Genomic DNA, 15,285 nt, shown 5'->3' with positions numbered 1-15,285 from the left:
TCATTGTAGCGAACTCAATTGCGCAAAGTTTGAGTATTTGGTTTACGTCTGATTATTTAATAACCAGACATCAATCTTATTGCAGGAACAATTTACGCAGGTAATGTGGCACGGCGTTATCCGCATTGGTGCCAATCACTTCCAGCTCCGGATGCAGATCTTTCAGGCGCTGATGGGCGTTGCCCATAATGCAGCCCTTACCGGCCATCGACAGCATTTCAGCATCGTTCATGCCATCGCCAAAGGCGATGCAATCCTTCAGACCATAGCCCAGCGCACCGGCAACGGCTTCCAGCGCATGCCCTTTCGATACGCCGCCCGCCATCACTTCCAGGCAGGTTAGCGTTGAGAAGCTGACGTTGACACGGTCGCCCCAGCGCGCATTGATCGCCTGCTCCAGCGGCAGCAGTTTTTCATGGCTGTCGCAGGTGAAGAAGACTTTGCTGATGCCTTCCGGCTCCAGTAAGCCCGGCTCATACAGCGAATACTGGAACACCGCTTCTTTGAAAAAACGCATCTCGTCAGGGCGATGGCGGTTCATAAACCATTCGTCGTTACGGTAGACATTGGTAATGATATCTTTCTCGTTGTGCATCACACCGAACAGATCGCTGGCGATATCGCGATCCAGATTGTGGCTAAAGACCAGATTTCCATCGGTATCGTGCACGCGCGCGCCGTTGGAGGTGATCATATACGCCTTGATGCCGAGATTATCGCGGATTTGCCCGACATCGACATGGTGGCGACCGGTAGCAAAAACAAAATTGACGCCGTGGCCGGTCAGCAGTTTTAACGTTTCTTTCGCGAAAGGTGACAGTGTGTGGTCAGGGGAGAGCAACGTGCCATCTAAATCAGACGCAACAACCTGGTACATAGGAAAATTTTACCTCAATAAATAATTAGTTATGCCGGTCGAAGAATTCGACGATGGCGTTGAGCGCGACCGAGCGCATAGCGTCCTTTTCGAAAAGGATCTCATGGTACGCGCCGGGTATAACAAACGGTTTTCCCCCTTCACAAGGGTGGCCCGCCGCAGCGCGAATTTCGCAGAAGCGTTGTTGCATGCGGTTATCCACCACGTGCTCCTCTTCTGCCTGAATAATTAATGTTGGGGTGTCATCGTTTGCCGCCCCTGCCAGCGCGTGTTCTCCGGCCAGAATGCCTTCGCGCACCCAGTGCCACGTCGGCCCGCCCACACGCAGCGTCGGTTCGTCGGCATAAAAACGCAGATTGCGCCGGTAACGCTCGCGGCTGTGGGTCAGCACGTTAATCGCGAACGGCAATGCGCGCCAGCTTCCGGTGCCGATAGCGTAATTGTCGCGAAGACGCGGATAGCTTTCCGCCCAGTCAAGCAGCGGGCGTACCATCCACTCCGGCAGGCGAATGATAATGCCGAACATCGGCGCGCACAGGGCAATAGCATTACAGACATGCGGATAACGCTGTAAGAAGAGCGTGGAGATCGCGCCGCCCATCGAATGCGCCAGGATATAACGTTTGCGCCAGGGACCGTCTGCGACTTCCTGCTGCCAGAATGCCGCCAAATCATCAACATAATCGCTAAAGTTGACCACATGACCCCGGTGCGTATCCGCCAACATCCGCCCGGAGCGCCCCTGCCCGCGGTGATCGATAATCAACACATCGTAACCGAGGTAGAACAGGTCATACGCCAGTTCGGCGTATTTGACATAACTTTCAATGCGGCCCGGACAAATCACAATCACCCGATCGTGGCGACGATCGCGAAAGCGGACAAAACTGACGGGTACATTATCGACACCGGTAAACACGGCTTCTTCACGCGAGCGCCAGAAATCCATCAGCGGCCCGGTGGTAAATGCCGCGAACGCTTTTTCTCTGGTTTCCCAGGCCGTTTTTTGCCGAAACATCGGAATTTCGCCCCTGTTAGCCATGTAAAATCGTTTTTTTGTGACCAATAGCAAAATCCACTGACAATAGCGTATTGTGGCATAAAAACAGACAACCAGGAATTTCTCATGACCTTCGAATGGTGGTTCGCCTACCTGCTGACTTCAATCATTTTAAGTCTCTCGCCCGGTTCCGGTGCGATTAACACCATGACCACGTCCATTGGCTACGGCTATCGCGGCGCAGCGGCTTCTATTGCCGGATTGCAGACCGGGCTTGGCATTCATATCGTGCTGGTCGGTGTCGGGCTGGGTACGCTGTTTTCTCGTTCCGTGCTGGCGTTTGAAGTGCTGAAATGGGCGGGCGCAGCCTACCTGATTTGGCTGGGTATTCAGCAGTGGCGCGCCGCAGGCGCTATCGATCTCAATACGCTGGCGAAAACCCAGTCGCGCGGTCGGCTGTTTAAGCGGGCGGTATTCGTTAATCTGACCAACCCGAAAAGCATCGTTTTTCTTGCCGCCCTGTTCCCGCAATTTATCGTGCCGCATCAGCCGCAGGTGATGCAGTATGTGGTGCTGGGGGTAACAACGATCGTCGTCGACATCATTGTCATGATTGGTTACGCGACGCTGGCGCAGCGCATTGCTGGCTGGATCAAAGGCCCGCACCAGATGAAGGCGCTGAATAAGGTATTTGGTTCGCTGTTCGTGCTGGTCGGCGCGTTGCTGGCTTCTGCCCGCCACGCCTGAGGCAGGTGCCCGGTGGCGCTGCGCTTACCGGGCCTGGAAAATCCGCAGGCCGGATGACGAAGCGCCAACCGGCAGATGAATTAACGGGAAATAATCAGATGGATGCCGAAGCCAGCAAACAGCGCGCCGGCAAAACCGTCAATCCATTTTGCCAGACGCTGATAACCGCGACGCATTGCCGGCAGTGCGAACAGGCTGGCGACGACGGTAAACCAGGCCAGCGTTTCCAGCGCAATCAGCACGAAAATACCCCAGCGCGCGCTGGTGCCGACGCCATCGCCGACAAACAGTGAAAACACCGAGCCGAAGTAGATAATGGCTTTCGGGTTCGCCAGATTGGTCAGTAACCCTTTCAGAAAGCTGCGACCGCTGCTGGTTGCCAGCTCTACTTTCGGCGCATCAGCCGGTTTCTGATCTTTCTTCAGCGCGCCGCGCAGCATCTGGTAGCCCATCCAGCACAGATAAAGACCACCGCCGACCATAATAATGCTGTGCAACCACGCCATTTTTTCGAGGATCAAGTTCAGGCCGAGCAGCGCCACGCCAGCCCACACCATTACGCCACAAGTGATGCCGAACACGCCCATCATCGCCTCTTTGCGCGAGCGGCTAACGGCGGTTTGCGAAACGAAGAAGAAATCCGGGCCGGGGCTCATCAGGGCAACGATATGCACCAGCGCCACGGTAAGAAATAACATCAACATAGAGAACCTGCGGGAAGATAATTCAGTGAGTAACTATCCTGGCACTTTTCGGCCGCTAAAACTACTCTTCGTCGCCATCGACATGTGCGCGGATAAGCGCCATAAATTCCTGGCCGAAACGCTCAAGTTTGCGCGTTCCCACGCCGTTTACGCTGAGCATTTCCCCCGGCGAAAGCGGCATCTGTTCGGCCATCTCAATCAGCGTTGCATCGTTAAACACCACATAAGGCGGGATATTCTCTTCGTCGGCAATCGCTTTTCGCAATTTACGCAGCTTGGCGAACAGCTTGCGATCGTAATTGCCAACGGCGGCTTTCTGCATCACTTTTGGCTTCAGCGCTACCATTCGCGGCACCGCCAGCATCAGCGGTACTTCACCACGTAGCAGCGGACGCGCCGCTTCCGTTAACTGAAGCGCAGAATGCTGGGCAATATTCTGGGTGGCAAATCCCATATGGATAAGCTGGCGGATCACGCTCACCCAGTGTTCATGGCTCTGCTCGCGGCCAATGCCGTACACCGGCAATTTGTCGTGACCGAATTCGCGGATGCGCTGATTGTTCGCACCGCGCAGCACTTCCACTACATAACCCATACCGAAACGCTGATTGACGCGATAGATGGCCGACAACGCTTTTTGCGCGTCCTGCAAACCATCGTACTGGCGCGGCGGATCGAGGCAAATGTCGCAGTTGCCGCAGGGCTCCTGCCGCCCTTCGCCGAAATAGTTGAGCAGCACCAGACGACGGCAGGTTTGCGCTTCAGCAAATGCGCCCATCGCATTGAGCTTGTGCCGCTCAATATCCTGCAATGGCCCTGCCGGTTTCTCCTCCAGACAACGGCGCAGCCACGCCATATCCGCCGGATCGTAAAACAGCATCGCTTCCGCAGGCAGACCGTCACGCCCGGCGCGGCCCGTCTCCTGATAATAGGATTCGATATTGCGCGGGATGTCGAAATGCACCACGAAACGTACGTTCGGCTTGTTGATGCCCATGCCAAACGCCACGGTTGCCACCACGATTTGTAAATCGTCGCGCTGGAACTGCTCCTGCACCCGCGCGCGTAGCTCGTTATCCAGCCCGGCATGATAAGCCGCCGCGCTGAACCCACGGCTTTGCAGGCGCGCGGCGGTGTCTTCCACCTTGGCGCGGCTGTTGCAGTAAATAATGCCGGATTTACCGCGCTGCTCCTGTACGTAACGCAGCAACTGATCGAGCGGTTTAAATTTTTCCATCAGCATATAGCGGATGTTTGGACGGTCGAAGCTGCTGACCTGGATCAGCGGATCGTTTAAGCCCAGCAGGCGTTCGATATCGCGGCGCGTGGTGTCATCAGCCGTCGCAGTCAGCGCCATAAAAGGCACGGACGGCAGCATCTGGCGCAAGTGGCCAAGTGCGGCGTATTCCGGGCGGAAATCGTGACCCCACTGGGAAATACAGTGCGCTTCGTCAACGGCCAGCAGCACCGGATTCCACTGGCGCAACTGGTCAAGGAAGTTGTCGAGCATCAGGCGCTCGGGCGCGATATAAAGCAGACGGATCTGGCCGTTGCGACAGCCGTTGATCACGTCAAACTGCTGCTCACGGCTTTGGGTAGAGTTCAGGCACGCCGCCGCAACGCCGTTGGCAAGTAGCTGGTCGACCTGATCTTTCATCAGTGAGATCAACGGCGAAACCACCACCGTCAGCCCCTGCAGCACCAGCGCCGGAATTTGATAGCACAGAGATTTTCCGCCGCCGGTCGGCATCACCACCAGGCAGTCGCGGCCGCTCAGTACGGTGTCGATAATATCCTGCTGGCCCGGGCGGAATTGCTGGTAGCCGAAGGTCTCTTGCAAGACCTGTTTAGCCAGCGATTCCTGATTCAATACTTCCGCCTGCGCCACAATGACCCCATTTGCCTGAAATAAAAACAGGCGCTATTTTCAGCGCCTGCGCCAGAAACTGCAATGCTTAAAACAGATCGTTAAGCATCACGCCCACACCAATACGGGTTTGATTGAAATTATAGTCAATCAATGATTCGCCGTAGCCGCTGTAAACCTGGGTGTAGAACCGGACGTGTCGGGTTATCGGATAGCTGATGCCGATTTCCGCACCGCCGTAGCCGGTATTCCAGTTGTACTGCCCTTTGGCGCTGAGGATTGCCTCGCCCAGTTGATAACCAATCTCCAACTGGTAATAGCCCATGTATTTGGTGATGTCCGGATTATCGTCGGTGGAACCCACCACATACCAGGGCTTCACTTGAACCATCCAGTTGCCGTTTTGCGCCATCAGGCGGGTGTAGATGCGGTTCCAGCTACGTGATGTCGGGTCGGAACGGCCGTTTGAATCGTGGTTAAAACCCATCTCCACATCGCGCAACGTCCAGCCAGCAAACTCATAATCGGTGGCGAAACCGAGGAAAAGCTGCGGTTCGTAGTTGGTTTCACGGAACGGTGATGACTCAGCGCTATTGGAGAGCTGCCACCAGGACTTCTGCGTATAGGAAGCACCAAAAACAGAATTGGGCCCCAGAATCCCGCGCCACAGCGGAAACGCCAGGCTGAGCTGAAACTTCACTTCGTCCTTACGCGCATTATCAGACCAGTTATAGGAGCGAATCGCTTCCTTGTTCATATCGCTGGTATCGGTATAGATCACGTAGTTGGTTTCATAAGGATAAAGCGTGAAAGGATTATCGTGCTCCTGCAATAAATTGGCGATGATGCTACCGCGCACGGCGGGGGCATCATGAACTTCCTTTACCGTAGCTTCCTGTGCGTATGCCATAAAAGGCAGTGCAAGCACTGCGAAAAACCAACCCAGAGAGGTCCGCATCGGTTTTATGCTCCCGAATCATATTGTTGAATTGAAGAAGTTCCCCGCAAGTATTCTACATATTTATTGAGTCACTGCTCAGGTATCGGTTCTTAAACTGGAAATCAACAAATAACAGGCATAAAATCAACATTCCATTAACACATCGGATCAGATTGCTATGTCAGCCGTTCTCACAGCCGATCAAACCCTTAAGCTGGTGGGCGAGATTTTTGTCTATCACATGCCGTTTAACCGTGCATTAGGTCTTGAGCTGGAACGTTATGAAAAAGAGTATGCAGAGTTGAAATTTACTAATCAGCCAATGATGGTGGGCAACTGGGCGCAAAGCATTTTACATGGCGGTGTAATCGCCTCCGCGCTGGATGTCGCCGCTGGTCTGGTTTGCGTGGGCAGCACGTTAACCCGCCATGACACTATCAGCGAAGAGGAGCTGCGCCAGCGTTTGTCGCGCATGGGCACCATTGATTTACGCGTCGATTATCTGCGGCCTGGGCGCGGCACGCGCTTCACCGCCAGCAGTAGTTTGCTGCGCGCGGGCAATAAAGTTGCCGTCGCCCGCGTAGAACTGCATAACGAGGATCAACTGCATATCGCCAGCGCGACGGCCACCTATATGGTGGGGTGAGGCGGTTGTGAAAATCGGGTAACATACGGTTACTTTTCAGCAAAGAGTTTTCCCGATGGATGCAAAACAGACGCGGCTGGGCGTGTTACTCGCTCTGGCCGCTTATTTCATTTGGGGGGTTGCCCCGGCCTATTTCAAAGTGATTTGGTACGTACCGGCTGACGAAATTCTCACTCACCGCGTCATCTGGTCCTTCTTCTTCATGCTGGCGTTGATCAGCGTCAGCCGTCAGTGGGGCAGTGTAAAAGCGCTGCTGCAAACGCCGAAAAAAATCCTGCTGCTGGCCGTCTCGGCCATACTGGTTGGCGGCAACTGGTTGCTGTTTATCTGGGCGGTAAACCACAACCATATGCTGGAAGCCAGCCTGGGTTACTTTATTAACCCACTGGTGAATATCCTGCTGGGGATGCTGTTTTTGGGCGAGCGTTTCCGTCGTATGCAGTGGCTGGCGGTACTGCTGGCCGCCGTCGGCGTGCTGGTGCAACTGTGGACGTTTGGCTCGCTGCCGATCATTGCGCTTGGTCTGGCATTTAGTTTTGCTTTTTACGGCCTGCTGCGCAAAAAAATCGCTGTCGATGCGCAAACCGGCATGCTGGTAGAAACGCTGTGGTTACTGCCGGTTGCAGCAGTGTGGCTATTTGGCATCACCGATAGCCCGACCAGCCATATGGGACAAAACAGCCTGTCGCTGAACCTGTTGTTGATGGCCGCCGGTGTGGTTACGACGATTCCTCTGCTCTGCTTTACCGGCGCGGCAATGCGTTTGCGTTTATCGACGCTGGGGTTTTTCCAGTATATCGGCCCGACGCTGATGTTCCTGCTGGCGGTTGCTTTCTATGGCGAGCACCCGGGGCCGGATAAGATGGTGACCTTTGGTTTTATCTGGCTGGCGCTGGCGATTTTTATTATGGATGCGGTATACACCCAGCGCGGTTTACGCAAAAACGAGTGATGAAGAGTTTGTGCGGCCTCTTTACCGCATGCTGAAGCGGCGCACGCACTCCAGTGAAAATGAAAAAGGGCGGCAACGCCGCCCGTTATCTTACAGCCAGTTGCGGCGCTTGAAGTAGAGATACGGCGCCAGCCCGGCGAGGATCATAAAGACAATCGCGCCAGGGTAGCCGAAGCTCCAGTGCAGCTCGGGCATAAATTCAAAGTTCATCCCGTAGCTGGATGCCACCAGCGTCGGCGGCAGGAACACCACGGAAACGACCGAGAAGATCTTGATGATGCGGTTCTGCTCGATATTGATGAAACCCATCGCCGCCTGCATCAGGAAGTTCACCTTCTGGAACAGGGATTCATTGTGCGGCAGCAGAGATTCGATATCGCGCAGGATCTCACGCGCCTGCTCCAGCTGACCGGCCGGTAAACGCGCCTTGCGCACCAGGAAGTTCAGCGCGCGCTGAGTATCCATCAGACACAGGCGCACCTTCCAGCCGATATCTTCCTGCTCCGCCAGCGTTGAAAGCGCGTCGTCATATTCATCGCCCTGCTGGCCTTCCATAATGACGCGGCTCAGCTTTTCCAGGTCGCTGTAGATGTTTTCGATCTCATCCGCCAGTTGTTCGATTTTGGTTTCGAACAGATCCAATAGCAGTTCATAGGCGTTGCCATCAACCATCTCCTGGCTGCGGGCGCGCATACGATAGAGGCGAAACGCGGGTAATTCGCGCTCACGCAGCGTGAACAGGCGACCTTCGCGAATGGTGAATGCCACCGTTGAGTTACCGGCGTGATCTTCAGCGTCTTCAAAAAAGAAGAAGGAGTGGATGTGCAGCCCGTCTTCGTCCTCGAAAAAACGCGCGGAGGCTTCGATGTCTTCCAGTTCAGGTCGGGTGGCCAGGTTCTGACCCAATTCCGTTTGCACACGGGTTCGTTCGTCTTCGTCCGGCTCGACCAAATCAACCCAAACCGAGCTAGCGAGGTGTTTGATTTCGTCAGCCTCAAGACGGGTTAAACGATTGTTTTCCAGTTGAAATGCGCTCAGCATGGCCGGGACTCCCAATGCAAAAAATATCGGACAGTTCGGTGGGCACACAAGAAACGAATTGGGTTTCAGACCATTAAACAGCCTGACTCAGCGCGACGGGAAACATACAGGTCGCTGACAACCTCTGAGGCTATCAGCATGAGAAAATAGCCTTAGGAGTTGTTCCTGCGGAACAGGAGATTGAGCCAGTATCTACTGGGTGTGTCCAAGGCGAATGTCCTCTTAGCGTGATCGTGCGCGCATGTTACGCCAGCACTCAGAAGGCGTCAACACGCAACGAAACGCTAAAGAGCAATATTTGCCCTTTAGCGTATAAGGCTAGCAGATTATTACAAAATAATGATATTTTTCTGAACGTTAGACGGTTTCCAGCTTCGCATAAGCGGCCACCAGCCATTTAATACCCTGCCCCTGGAAAGCCACCTGCAAACGGCTATGTTCACCGCTGCCTTCCATGTTCACTACCGTACCTTCGCCAAACTTCGCATGGCGCACGCGTTGGCCAAGTTTATAGCCGGTGTCGCTCTGCGCGGCTGGCGTTCCCATGCGCTGATGACTAACCGGGCGGCTGATGCTGGCGCGTAAACGCACCTCTTCCACACACTCTTCCGGCAGCTCGCCGATAAAGCGTGAAGGGCGGTGATAAACCTCTTTTCCGTACAGACGACGCGTTTCAGCGTAGGTTAAGGTCAGTTTCTGCATCGCTCGCGTCACGCCGACATACGCCAGCCGGCGCTCCTCTTCCAGACGACCGCCCTCATCCAGCGACATCTGGCTCGGGAACATGCCCTCTTCCATGCCAACGATAAAGACCTGCGGGAATTCCAGACCTTTTGCCGAGTGCAGCGTCATAAGCTGCACCGCATCCTGCCAGGTGTCCGCCTGCCCTTCACCCGCCTCCAGCGCGGCGTGAGAGAGAAACGCCTGCAACGGCATTAAATCTTCATCTTCTTCGTTGTAGCTGAACTGCCGCGTGGCGGTGACCAGCTCCTCTAAGTTCTCAATACGCGTCTGGCCTTTCTCGCCCTTCTCCTGCTCGTACATCATGCGCAGACCAGAGTCGTTCACCACCCGGTCGGTTTGTACATGCAGCGGCATATCGGCCGTTTCCTGCGCCAGCGCGTCAATCAGTTCGAGGAAGCGTTGCAGGGCGCTTGCAGCACGGCCCGCCAGTGCTTTTTCCTGTAACAGCTCGCGCGTCGCCTGCCACAGCGTCAACTGACGATCGCGTGACGTCTGGCGCACAACATCCAGCGTGCGATCGCCAATGCCGCGCGTCGGCGTATTCACTACGCGCTCAAACGCGGCATCATCATTGCGGTTGGCGATCAAACGCAGATAGGAGAGCGCATCTTTGATCTCCTGACGTTCGAAGAATCGCATACCACCATAAATGCGGTACGGCATACTGGCCTGCAACAGCGCCTCTTCCAGCACGCGCGACTGGGCGTTGCTGCGATAGAGAATGGCGCACTGCGTCAGTTGCCCACCGTTGTCCTGCCAGGCTTTGATACGGTTTACGACAAAGCGCGCTTCGTCCAGCTCGTTGAACGCGCAATAGAGTGAAATCGGCTCGCCATCGACGCCGTCGGTCCACAGATTTTTCCCCAGCCGCCCGTTGTTGTTTTCAATCAGGGCGTTAGCGGCGCTAAGGATATTACTGGTGGAGCGGTAGTTCTGCTCCAGGCGAATGGTCTGCGCGCCGGGGAAATCTTTCAGGAAGCGCTGGATGTTTTCCACTTGCGCGCCGCGCCAGCCGTAAATGGACTGATCATCGTCGCCGACGATCATCACCTTGCCGGTGTCGCCCGCCAGCAGGCGGATCCATGCGTACTGAATGTTGTTAGTATCCTGAAATTCGTCCACCAGGATATTGGTAAAGCGTTCACGATAGTGCTGCAAAATATGCGGCTTGTTCAGCCACAGCTCATGGGCGCGCAGCAGCAGCTCGGCAAAATCCACCAACCCGGCGCGATCGCAAGCTTCCTGGTAGGCCTGATAAACTTTCTGCCAGGTCTGCTCAACCGGGTTACCGAAACTCTGGATATGATGCGGACGAATGCCCTCATCTTTCTGGCCGTTGATGTACCACATCGCCTGACGTGGCGGCCACTGCTTCTCATCCAGATTCATCGCTTTGATCAGGCGTTTCAGCAACCGGAGCTGATCTTCACTGTCGAGGATCTGGAAATCCTGCGGCAAATTGGCGTCCATATGGTGCGCACGCAACAAGCGGTGCGCCAGGCCGTGGAACGTGCCCACCCACATTCCGCCCTGTGAGGTGCCCATCAACTGACCGATACGGTGACGCATTTCCGCCGCCGCTTTATTGGTAAAAGTGACCGCCATGATCGAGTACGGCGAGCAGTTCTCCACGGTCATCAGCCAGGCGATACGGTGTACCAGCACGCGCGTCTTACCGCTCCCCGCCCCGGCCAGCACCAGCATATTGCTGCGCTCTGCGGCTACGGCGTCGCGCTGTTTGTCATTGAGGCTGTCGAGCAGATAAGAAACGTCCATAGGTACCGTCGCGTAGTCGTCAGGAATTGAACGAAGCGCCCGATGGCGCTTCGCTTACCGGGCCTACGTTACCGTAGAGCGGATAAGCGTAGCGCCATCCGCCAAAAACCCTGGTATTTTATACAGAACTATTGGTGATTATATCAGCGTCGTGAGGGATGCCAACCGCGAAATTTCCATATGCGGTAACAAACGGCTGTCGGTTGCCTGTAGCAGATCGGTGCCTTCCGGTTTGATCCAGCATGCCTGCATGCCGCAACGGATCGCGCCCGCAACATCCGTGGTCAAATCGTCGCCAACATGCAGAATATCCTCTACCGCCACACCAAGGCGATCTGCGGCCAGATGGTACATGTCGCTGAACGGTTTTGAACGCCCGTCCGGCCCGGCGCGCAGCACGAATTCAAAGTAATCGCCCAGCCCGAACAGTTCCGGCTGCGCGTTACCGTTGGTGATCGCCACCAGCGGCCACTTCGTTGCCAGCCTCTTCAGCGTGTCGTGGGTTTCCTGTGGCACATCAATGCGGCTGCGCCATTTGGCAAAGTTAACCATTGAGGCCTGTGCGCCCACAGCGGCTTCCTCGACTGTTAGCCCGGCGTTCAGCATCGCCTGTTCAACAGCGCGTCGCCGCCATTCAGTAACGTCGTGATAAATCTCCGGCTCGGTTTCCCGCAGCGACTGGCGCAAACGCTTGAATTCTTCATTTTCCAGGCCGTTCAGCGCCGGATGATAGCGTTGCACAAACGCCAGCGCTTCCTGTTCGGTACGCTGGATCACCAGCCGGTTGTCGTAAAGAGTATCGTCCAGGTCAAAAGTGATCGCGGAGATCTGACCCAATGGGCGGTAAAAACGCATTATTTCCCCCGTTTGGCGCGCGGGTGCGCGGCGTCGTACACCGATGCAAGATGTTGAAAATCGAGATGGGTATAGATTTGTGTCGTTGAAAGATTAGCGTGACCGAGCAGTTCCTGCACCCCGCGCAGATCGCCGCTCGATTCAAGCATATGTGTGGCGAATGAGTGCCGCAGTTTATGCGGATTCACGTGACTGTTAAGCCCCTGGCGGATGCCCCACTCGGCAAAACGTTTTTGCACATTACGCGCCGAAATTCGTTTCCCCAGCTTCGATAAAAACAGTGCATCCTCTTCCGCGCCAAACAGCCCACGCAGATCGAGCCAGTGCTCGATCCAGGTCACCGCACTGCGACCAATAGGTAAGCGTCGCTCTTTGCTGCCCTTGCCCATTACCCACACTTCGCCGCTTTCCAGATCCAGATGTTTGATATCCAGATTGACCAGTTCCGAAAGACGCAAACCGGCACCGTACATCACTTCCAGCATGGCCCGATCGCGCACGGCCAGCGGATCGTTAAGATCGATATCCAGCAACCGGTTCACATCATCAACATCAATATTCTTCGGCAAATGCCGCGGCGCTTTCGGTGCCGAAATGCCCTTTGCCGGGTTTGCCGGTAGCTCGCCCTGGCTGACCATCCAGTCAAAGAAACTGCGCAGCGCCGAAAGCCGCAGCGCCAGGCTTGCCGGGCCGAGCCCTTTCCGCCGGCTACGTACGGCAATTGCGCGCACCATTGCAGCATCACATTGTTGCCAACTTTCCAGGCCGGTTTCACCGGTCAACGCAATGATGGCATCAAGCTGACGCTGATAATTAAGCAGCGTAATGGGGCTGAGCTGACGTTCAACGCCAAGGTAACGCAGGAATTTGCTAACGGCAGGTAATAGCGGTGAGTCACTCATACGCGCTCGATCCAGCGTTCCAGAAGATCCGGCAGCATCTGCGCTATCTCATCTAAAAGCTGGGTGCCCTGACCTTGCTGGTAATGGTGAACATCACGACTGCTGAACAGCACCACGCCAAGGGAGCCATCCGGCCCCATTAATGACATGGCCACGGAGCCGATTGCTTTCGCTTCCGGCAGCAGCAGCAGCAACTCCGGCCCGTTTAATGAGCCGAGATAGTGATGCTGCTGGCCTAAGCGTTGAATGCGCAACGATTCAAAGGCCTGGCGGGAGAGCGCAAGATGGGTGTAGCGGGAAGGCGCGCCCAGACGCCAGCGATCGGGAAACAGGCGGATAGTCGCGCCTGCCAGCCCCAGATCGCGCGCCCAGCGATGAAAACGGTTAAGCATCTCTTCGAGGCTGCTGGCGGATGCCAGCCGACTTTGCAGGCGCAGCAGACGATAGAATAACCCTTCGTTTGCGCTCGCCTGCTCCATCAGCAAGGTCATGTTCTCTTCCAGCACATTGATGTGATTGCGCGAGCGCGCCATGTGCCATTCGACGAGAGAAACCGTACCGCGCACCGGGTGCGGCACGCGCATTTGCTCTACCAGCCGCGCATTGCGGATAAAGAATTCAGGATGGTGCAGCAGATATTCCGCCACCGCCTGGTCATCCAGTTCGGCCAACGGCTCCTGCTGCTCTTCTCCTATATGCTTCATAGATGAATAAACCCGTCATAGACATGTGCCGCCGGGCCAGTCATAAACAACGGTTGACCCGGTCCTTTCCACGCGATATCAAGCCGACCGCCCGGTAATTCAACGCGAACATTTTCGGCCAGTAAATCCTGCTGAATGCCGACCGCGACAGCCGCACAAGCGCCGCTGCCACAGGCCTGGGTTTCACCTGCACCACGTTCAAAGACGCGCAGACGAATGTGATCCCGTGAGACGACCTGCATAAAACCGATATTGGCGCGTTCAGGAAAGCGCTCATGGCTCTCCATCACCGGCCCCAGCGTTTCTACCGGCGCGGTGTCCACGTCATCAACCTGAATCACGCAGTGCGGATTACCCATCGAAACAACGCCGCACAGTATGGTTTGCTCCGCCGCCCGCATAATATAGGTCTTTTCCGCTTTGTTGGCGCGGAACGGCACCTGCGACGGTTCGAAGTTTGGCTCGCCCATATTGACGCGTACCAGTTCGTCTTCCGTTACGCTCAATACCATACGACCGTTCGCCGTACTGACGCGGATATCACGTTTATTGGTTAACCCTTTCAGGCGAACAAAGCGGGCGAAACAGCGCGCGCCATTACCACACTGCGACACTTCACTGCCATCAGCATTGAAAATACGGTAGTGAAAATCGAGTTCGGGATCGTAGGGAGGCTCAACCACCAGCAGTTGATCAAACCCAACGCCAAGGTGACGATCCGCCAGACGACGGATCAGCTCCGGTGAGAAAAAGACATTCTGCGTTACCGCGTCGACGACCATAAAATCGTTGCCAAGGCCATGCATTTTTGAGAACTGCATCATCTACTCCAGTTGCGCGGATACAGAACGGTAGCGTCAGTAATTCACCTGGCTCGGAGAGCCGTCATCACCACGATCGTTGCTATCCGGAGTGCTCGGCTGGATCGTGCTGGTTTGCGTTTTGGTTGGCGGCGGCGCGTTTTTATCCGCAGGAGGAAAATAGAGCGGCCCCTTCAGACCACAACCCGTCAGGCTGAACAGAGTCAGCAGTACGGCCATCGCGCGAAACACATCTTTCATTATGAGTTGCCTGTAAGTTCGTTCTTTCTGCTTTCTATCATCGCAGGAGAAGACACAAAAGCAAGAGTTTGCTGGTTTAGGGCATCGGGAAATGTTTCGCGTTATACTGCTGCCATCATAAAAAACAGGAAAGCAGAATGAACGACAGTGAATTTCATCGCCTCGCCGACAGCCTGTGGCTCACCATCGAAGAACGCCTTGATGACTGGGATGGCGACAGCGACATCGACTGCGAAATCAACGGCGGCGTCTTAACCATTAGCTTTGAAAACGGCAACAAAATCATCATCAACCGTCAGGAACCGCTGCACCAGGTGTGGCTGGCGACCAAACAGGGCGGCTACCATTTCGATCTCAAGGGTGACGACTGGGTTTGCGATCGCAGCGGCGAAACCTTCTGGGATCTGCTGGAACAGGCCGCCACGCAGCAAGCGGGCGAAACGGTGACTTTTCGTTAATATTACGCGCC

16 protein-coding genes are annotated in these 15,285 nt (G+C 55.4%); 4 read left to right on the top strand and 12 right to left on the bottom strand.

All coding sequences use genetic code 11. The features are described from left to right. Positions 1-76 precede the first annotated feature (76 nt). Positions 77-877, bottom strand: a complete 801-nt coding sequence (gene yigL, locus CWM66_RS26895; RefSeq protein WP_007369153.1) for a sugar/pyridoxal phosphate phosphatase YigL — start codon at positions 875-877, stop codon at positions 77-79. 25 nt (positions 878-902) lie between these two features. Beyond that, positions 903-1,895: a lysophospholipase L2 gene (pldB, locus tag CWM66_RS26890; RefSeq protein ID WP_090398673.1), complete on the bottom strand. Its 993-nt coding sequence runs from the start codon at positions 1,893-1,895 to the stop codon at positions 903-905. A gap of 108 nt (positions 1,896-2,003) precedes the next feature. On the opposite strand from pldB, the gene rhtB reads away from it, so the two are divergent. Then, a complete protein-coding gene (rhtB, locus tag CWM66_RS26885) occupies positions 2,004-2,624 on the top strand; it encodes a homoserine/homoserine lactone efflux protein (RefSeq protein ID WP_007369155.1) in 621 nt (206 codons plus the stop codon). An 80-nt stretch (positions 2,625-2,704) separates the two neighbouring features. Here the strand turns inward: rhtB and rhtC are convergent, their stop codons facing one another. The 3 genes from rhtC to pldA form a co-directional block, all read right to left on the bottom strand. Further along, positions 2,705-3,328, bottom strand: a complete 624-nt coding sequence (rhtC, locus tag CWM66_RS26880; protein ID WP_007369156.1) for a threonine export protein RhtC — start codon at positions 3,326-3,328, stop codon at positions 2,705-2,707. Between the two features lie 61 nt (positions 3,329-3,389). After that, the gene (recQ, locus tag CWM66_RS26875; protein ID WP_007369157.1) at positions 3,390-5,216 is read right to left on the bottom strand and encodes an ATP-dependent DNA helicase RecQ; all 1,827 of its coding nucleotides are present in this window, start codon (positions 5,214-5,216) and stop codon (positions 3,390-3,392) included. 67 nt (positions 5,217-5,283) lie between these two features. After that, complete coding sequence (gene pldA, locus CWM66_RS26870; protein WP_007369158.1) at positions 5,284-6,153, bottom strand: phospholipase A; 870 nt, start codon at positions 6,151-6,153, stop codon at positions 5,284-5,286. Positions 6,154-6,313: 160 nt separating this feature from the next. Between pldA and yigI the strand changes: the two genes are divergently transcribed. Together yigI and rarD are read left to right on the top strand one after the other, a co-directional pair. Continuing rightward, on the top strand, positions 6,314-6,781 hold the full coding sequence (gene yigI / locus CWM66_RS26865) for an acyl-CoA thioesterase YigI (protein WP_007369159.1): 468 nt from the start codon (positions 6,314-6,316) through the stop codon (positions 6,779-6,781). Positions 6,782-6,836: 55 nt separating this feature from the next. Then, complete coding sequence (rarD, locus tag CWM66_RS26860) at positions 6,837-7,733, top strand: EamA family transporter RarD (protein WP_007369160.1); 897 nt, start codon at positions 6,837-6,839, stop codon at positions 7,731-7,733. A 90-nt stretch (positions 7,734-7,823) separates the two neighbouring features. Here rarD and corA read toward each other — a convergent pair whose 3' ends face one another. The 7 genes from corA to CWM66_RS26825 form a co-directional block, all read right to left on the bottom strand. Further along, entirely contained in the window at positions 7,824-8,774 is a 951-nt protein-coding gene (corA, locus tag CWM66_RS26855) for a magnesium/cobalt transporter CorA (protein WP_007369161.1), read from the bottom strand. 357 nt (positions 8,775-9,131) lie between these two features. Beyond that, positions 9,132-11,294 carry a DNA helicase II gene (gene uvrD, locus CWM66_RS26850; RefSeq protein ID WP_035889540.1) on the bottom strand — a complete coding sequence of 721 codons (2,163 nt, stop codon included), beginning with the start codon at positions 11,292-11,294 and terminating at the stop codon, positions 9,132-9,134. A gap of 138 nt (positions 11,295-11,432) precedes the next feature. Beyond that, positions 11,433-12,149: a 5-amino-6-(5-phospho-D-ribitylamino)uracil phosphatase YigB gene (gene yigB / locus CWM66_RS26845; RefSeq protein WP_007369163.1), complete on the bottom strand. Its 717-nt coding sequence runs from the start codon at positions 12,147-12,149 to the stop codon at positions 11,433-11,435. Next, the gene (xerC, locus tag CWM66_RS26840) at positions 12,149-13,051 is read right to left on the bottom strand and encodes a tyrosine recombinase XerC (protein ID WP_072441380.1); all 903 of its coding nucleotides are present in this window, start codon (positions 13,049-13,051) and stop codon (positions 12,149-12,151) included. The genes yigB and xerC overlap by 1 nt, the downstream gene beginning before the upstream one ends. Continuing rightward, entirely contained in the window at positions 13,048-13,755 is a 708-nt protein-coding gene (locus tag CWM66_RS26835) for a DUF484 domain-containing protein (protein WP_064568875.1), read from the bottom strand. Before CWM66_RS26835 ends, xerC begins: the two co-directional genes overlap by 4 nt. Next, entirely contained in the window at positions 13,752-14,576 is an 825-nt protein-coding gene (gene dapF / locus CWM66_RS26830; RefSeq protein ID WP_007369166.1) for a diaminopimelate epimerase, read from the bottom strand. The genes CWM66_RS26835 and dapF overlap by 4 nt, the downstream gene beginning before the upstream one ends. A 36-nt stretch (positions 14,577-14,612) precedes the next feature. After that, positions 14,613-14,816 carry a lipoprotein gene (locus tag CWM66_RS26825; RefSeq protein ID WP_007369167.1) on the bottom strand — a complete coding sequence of 68 codons (204 nt, stop codon included), beginning with the start codon at positions 14,814-14,816 and terminating at the stop codon, positions 14,613-14,615. Between the two features lie 137 nt (positions 14,817-14,953). Between CWM66_RS26825 and cyaY the strand changes: the two genes are divergently transcribed. Continuing rightward, complete coding sequence (cyaY, locus tag CWM66_RS26820; protein ID WP_107147684.1) at positions 14,954-15,274, top strand: iron donor protein CyaY; 321 nt, start codon at positions 14,954-14,956, stop codon at positions 15,272-15,274. Positions 15,275-15,285 lie beyond the last annotated feature (11 nt).

This window comes from Kosakonia sp. H7A, from assembly GCF_003028445.1.
GTDB lineage: Bacteria > Pseudomonadota > Gammaproteobacteria > Enterobacterales > Enterobacteriaceae > Kosakonia > Kosakonia radicincitans.
Note: the sequence above shows the minus strand (reverse complement) of the source record. Positions and strands in the feature narration are given on the sequence as shown.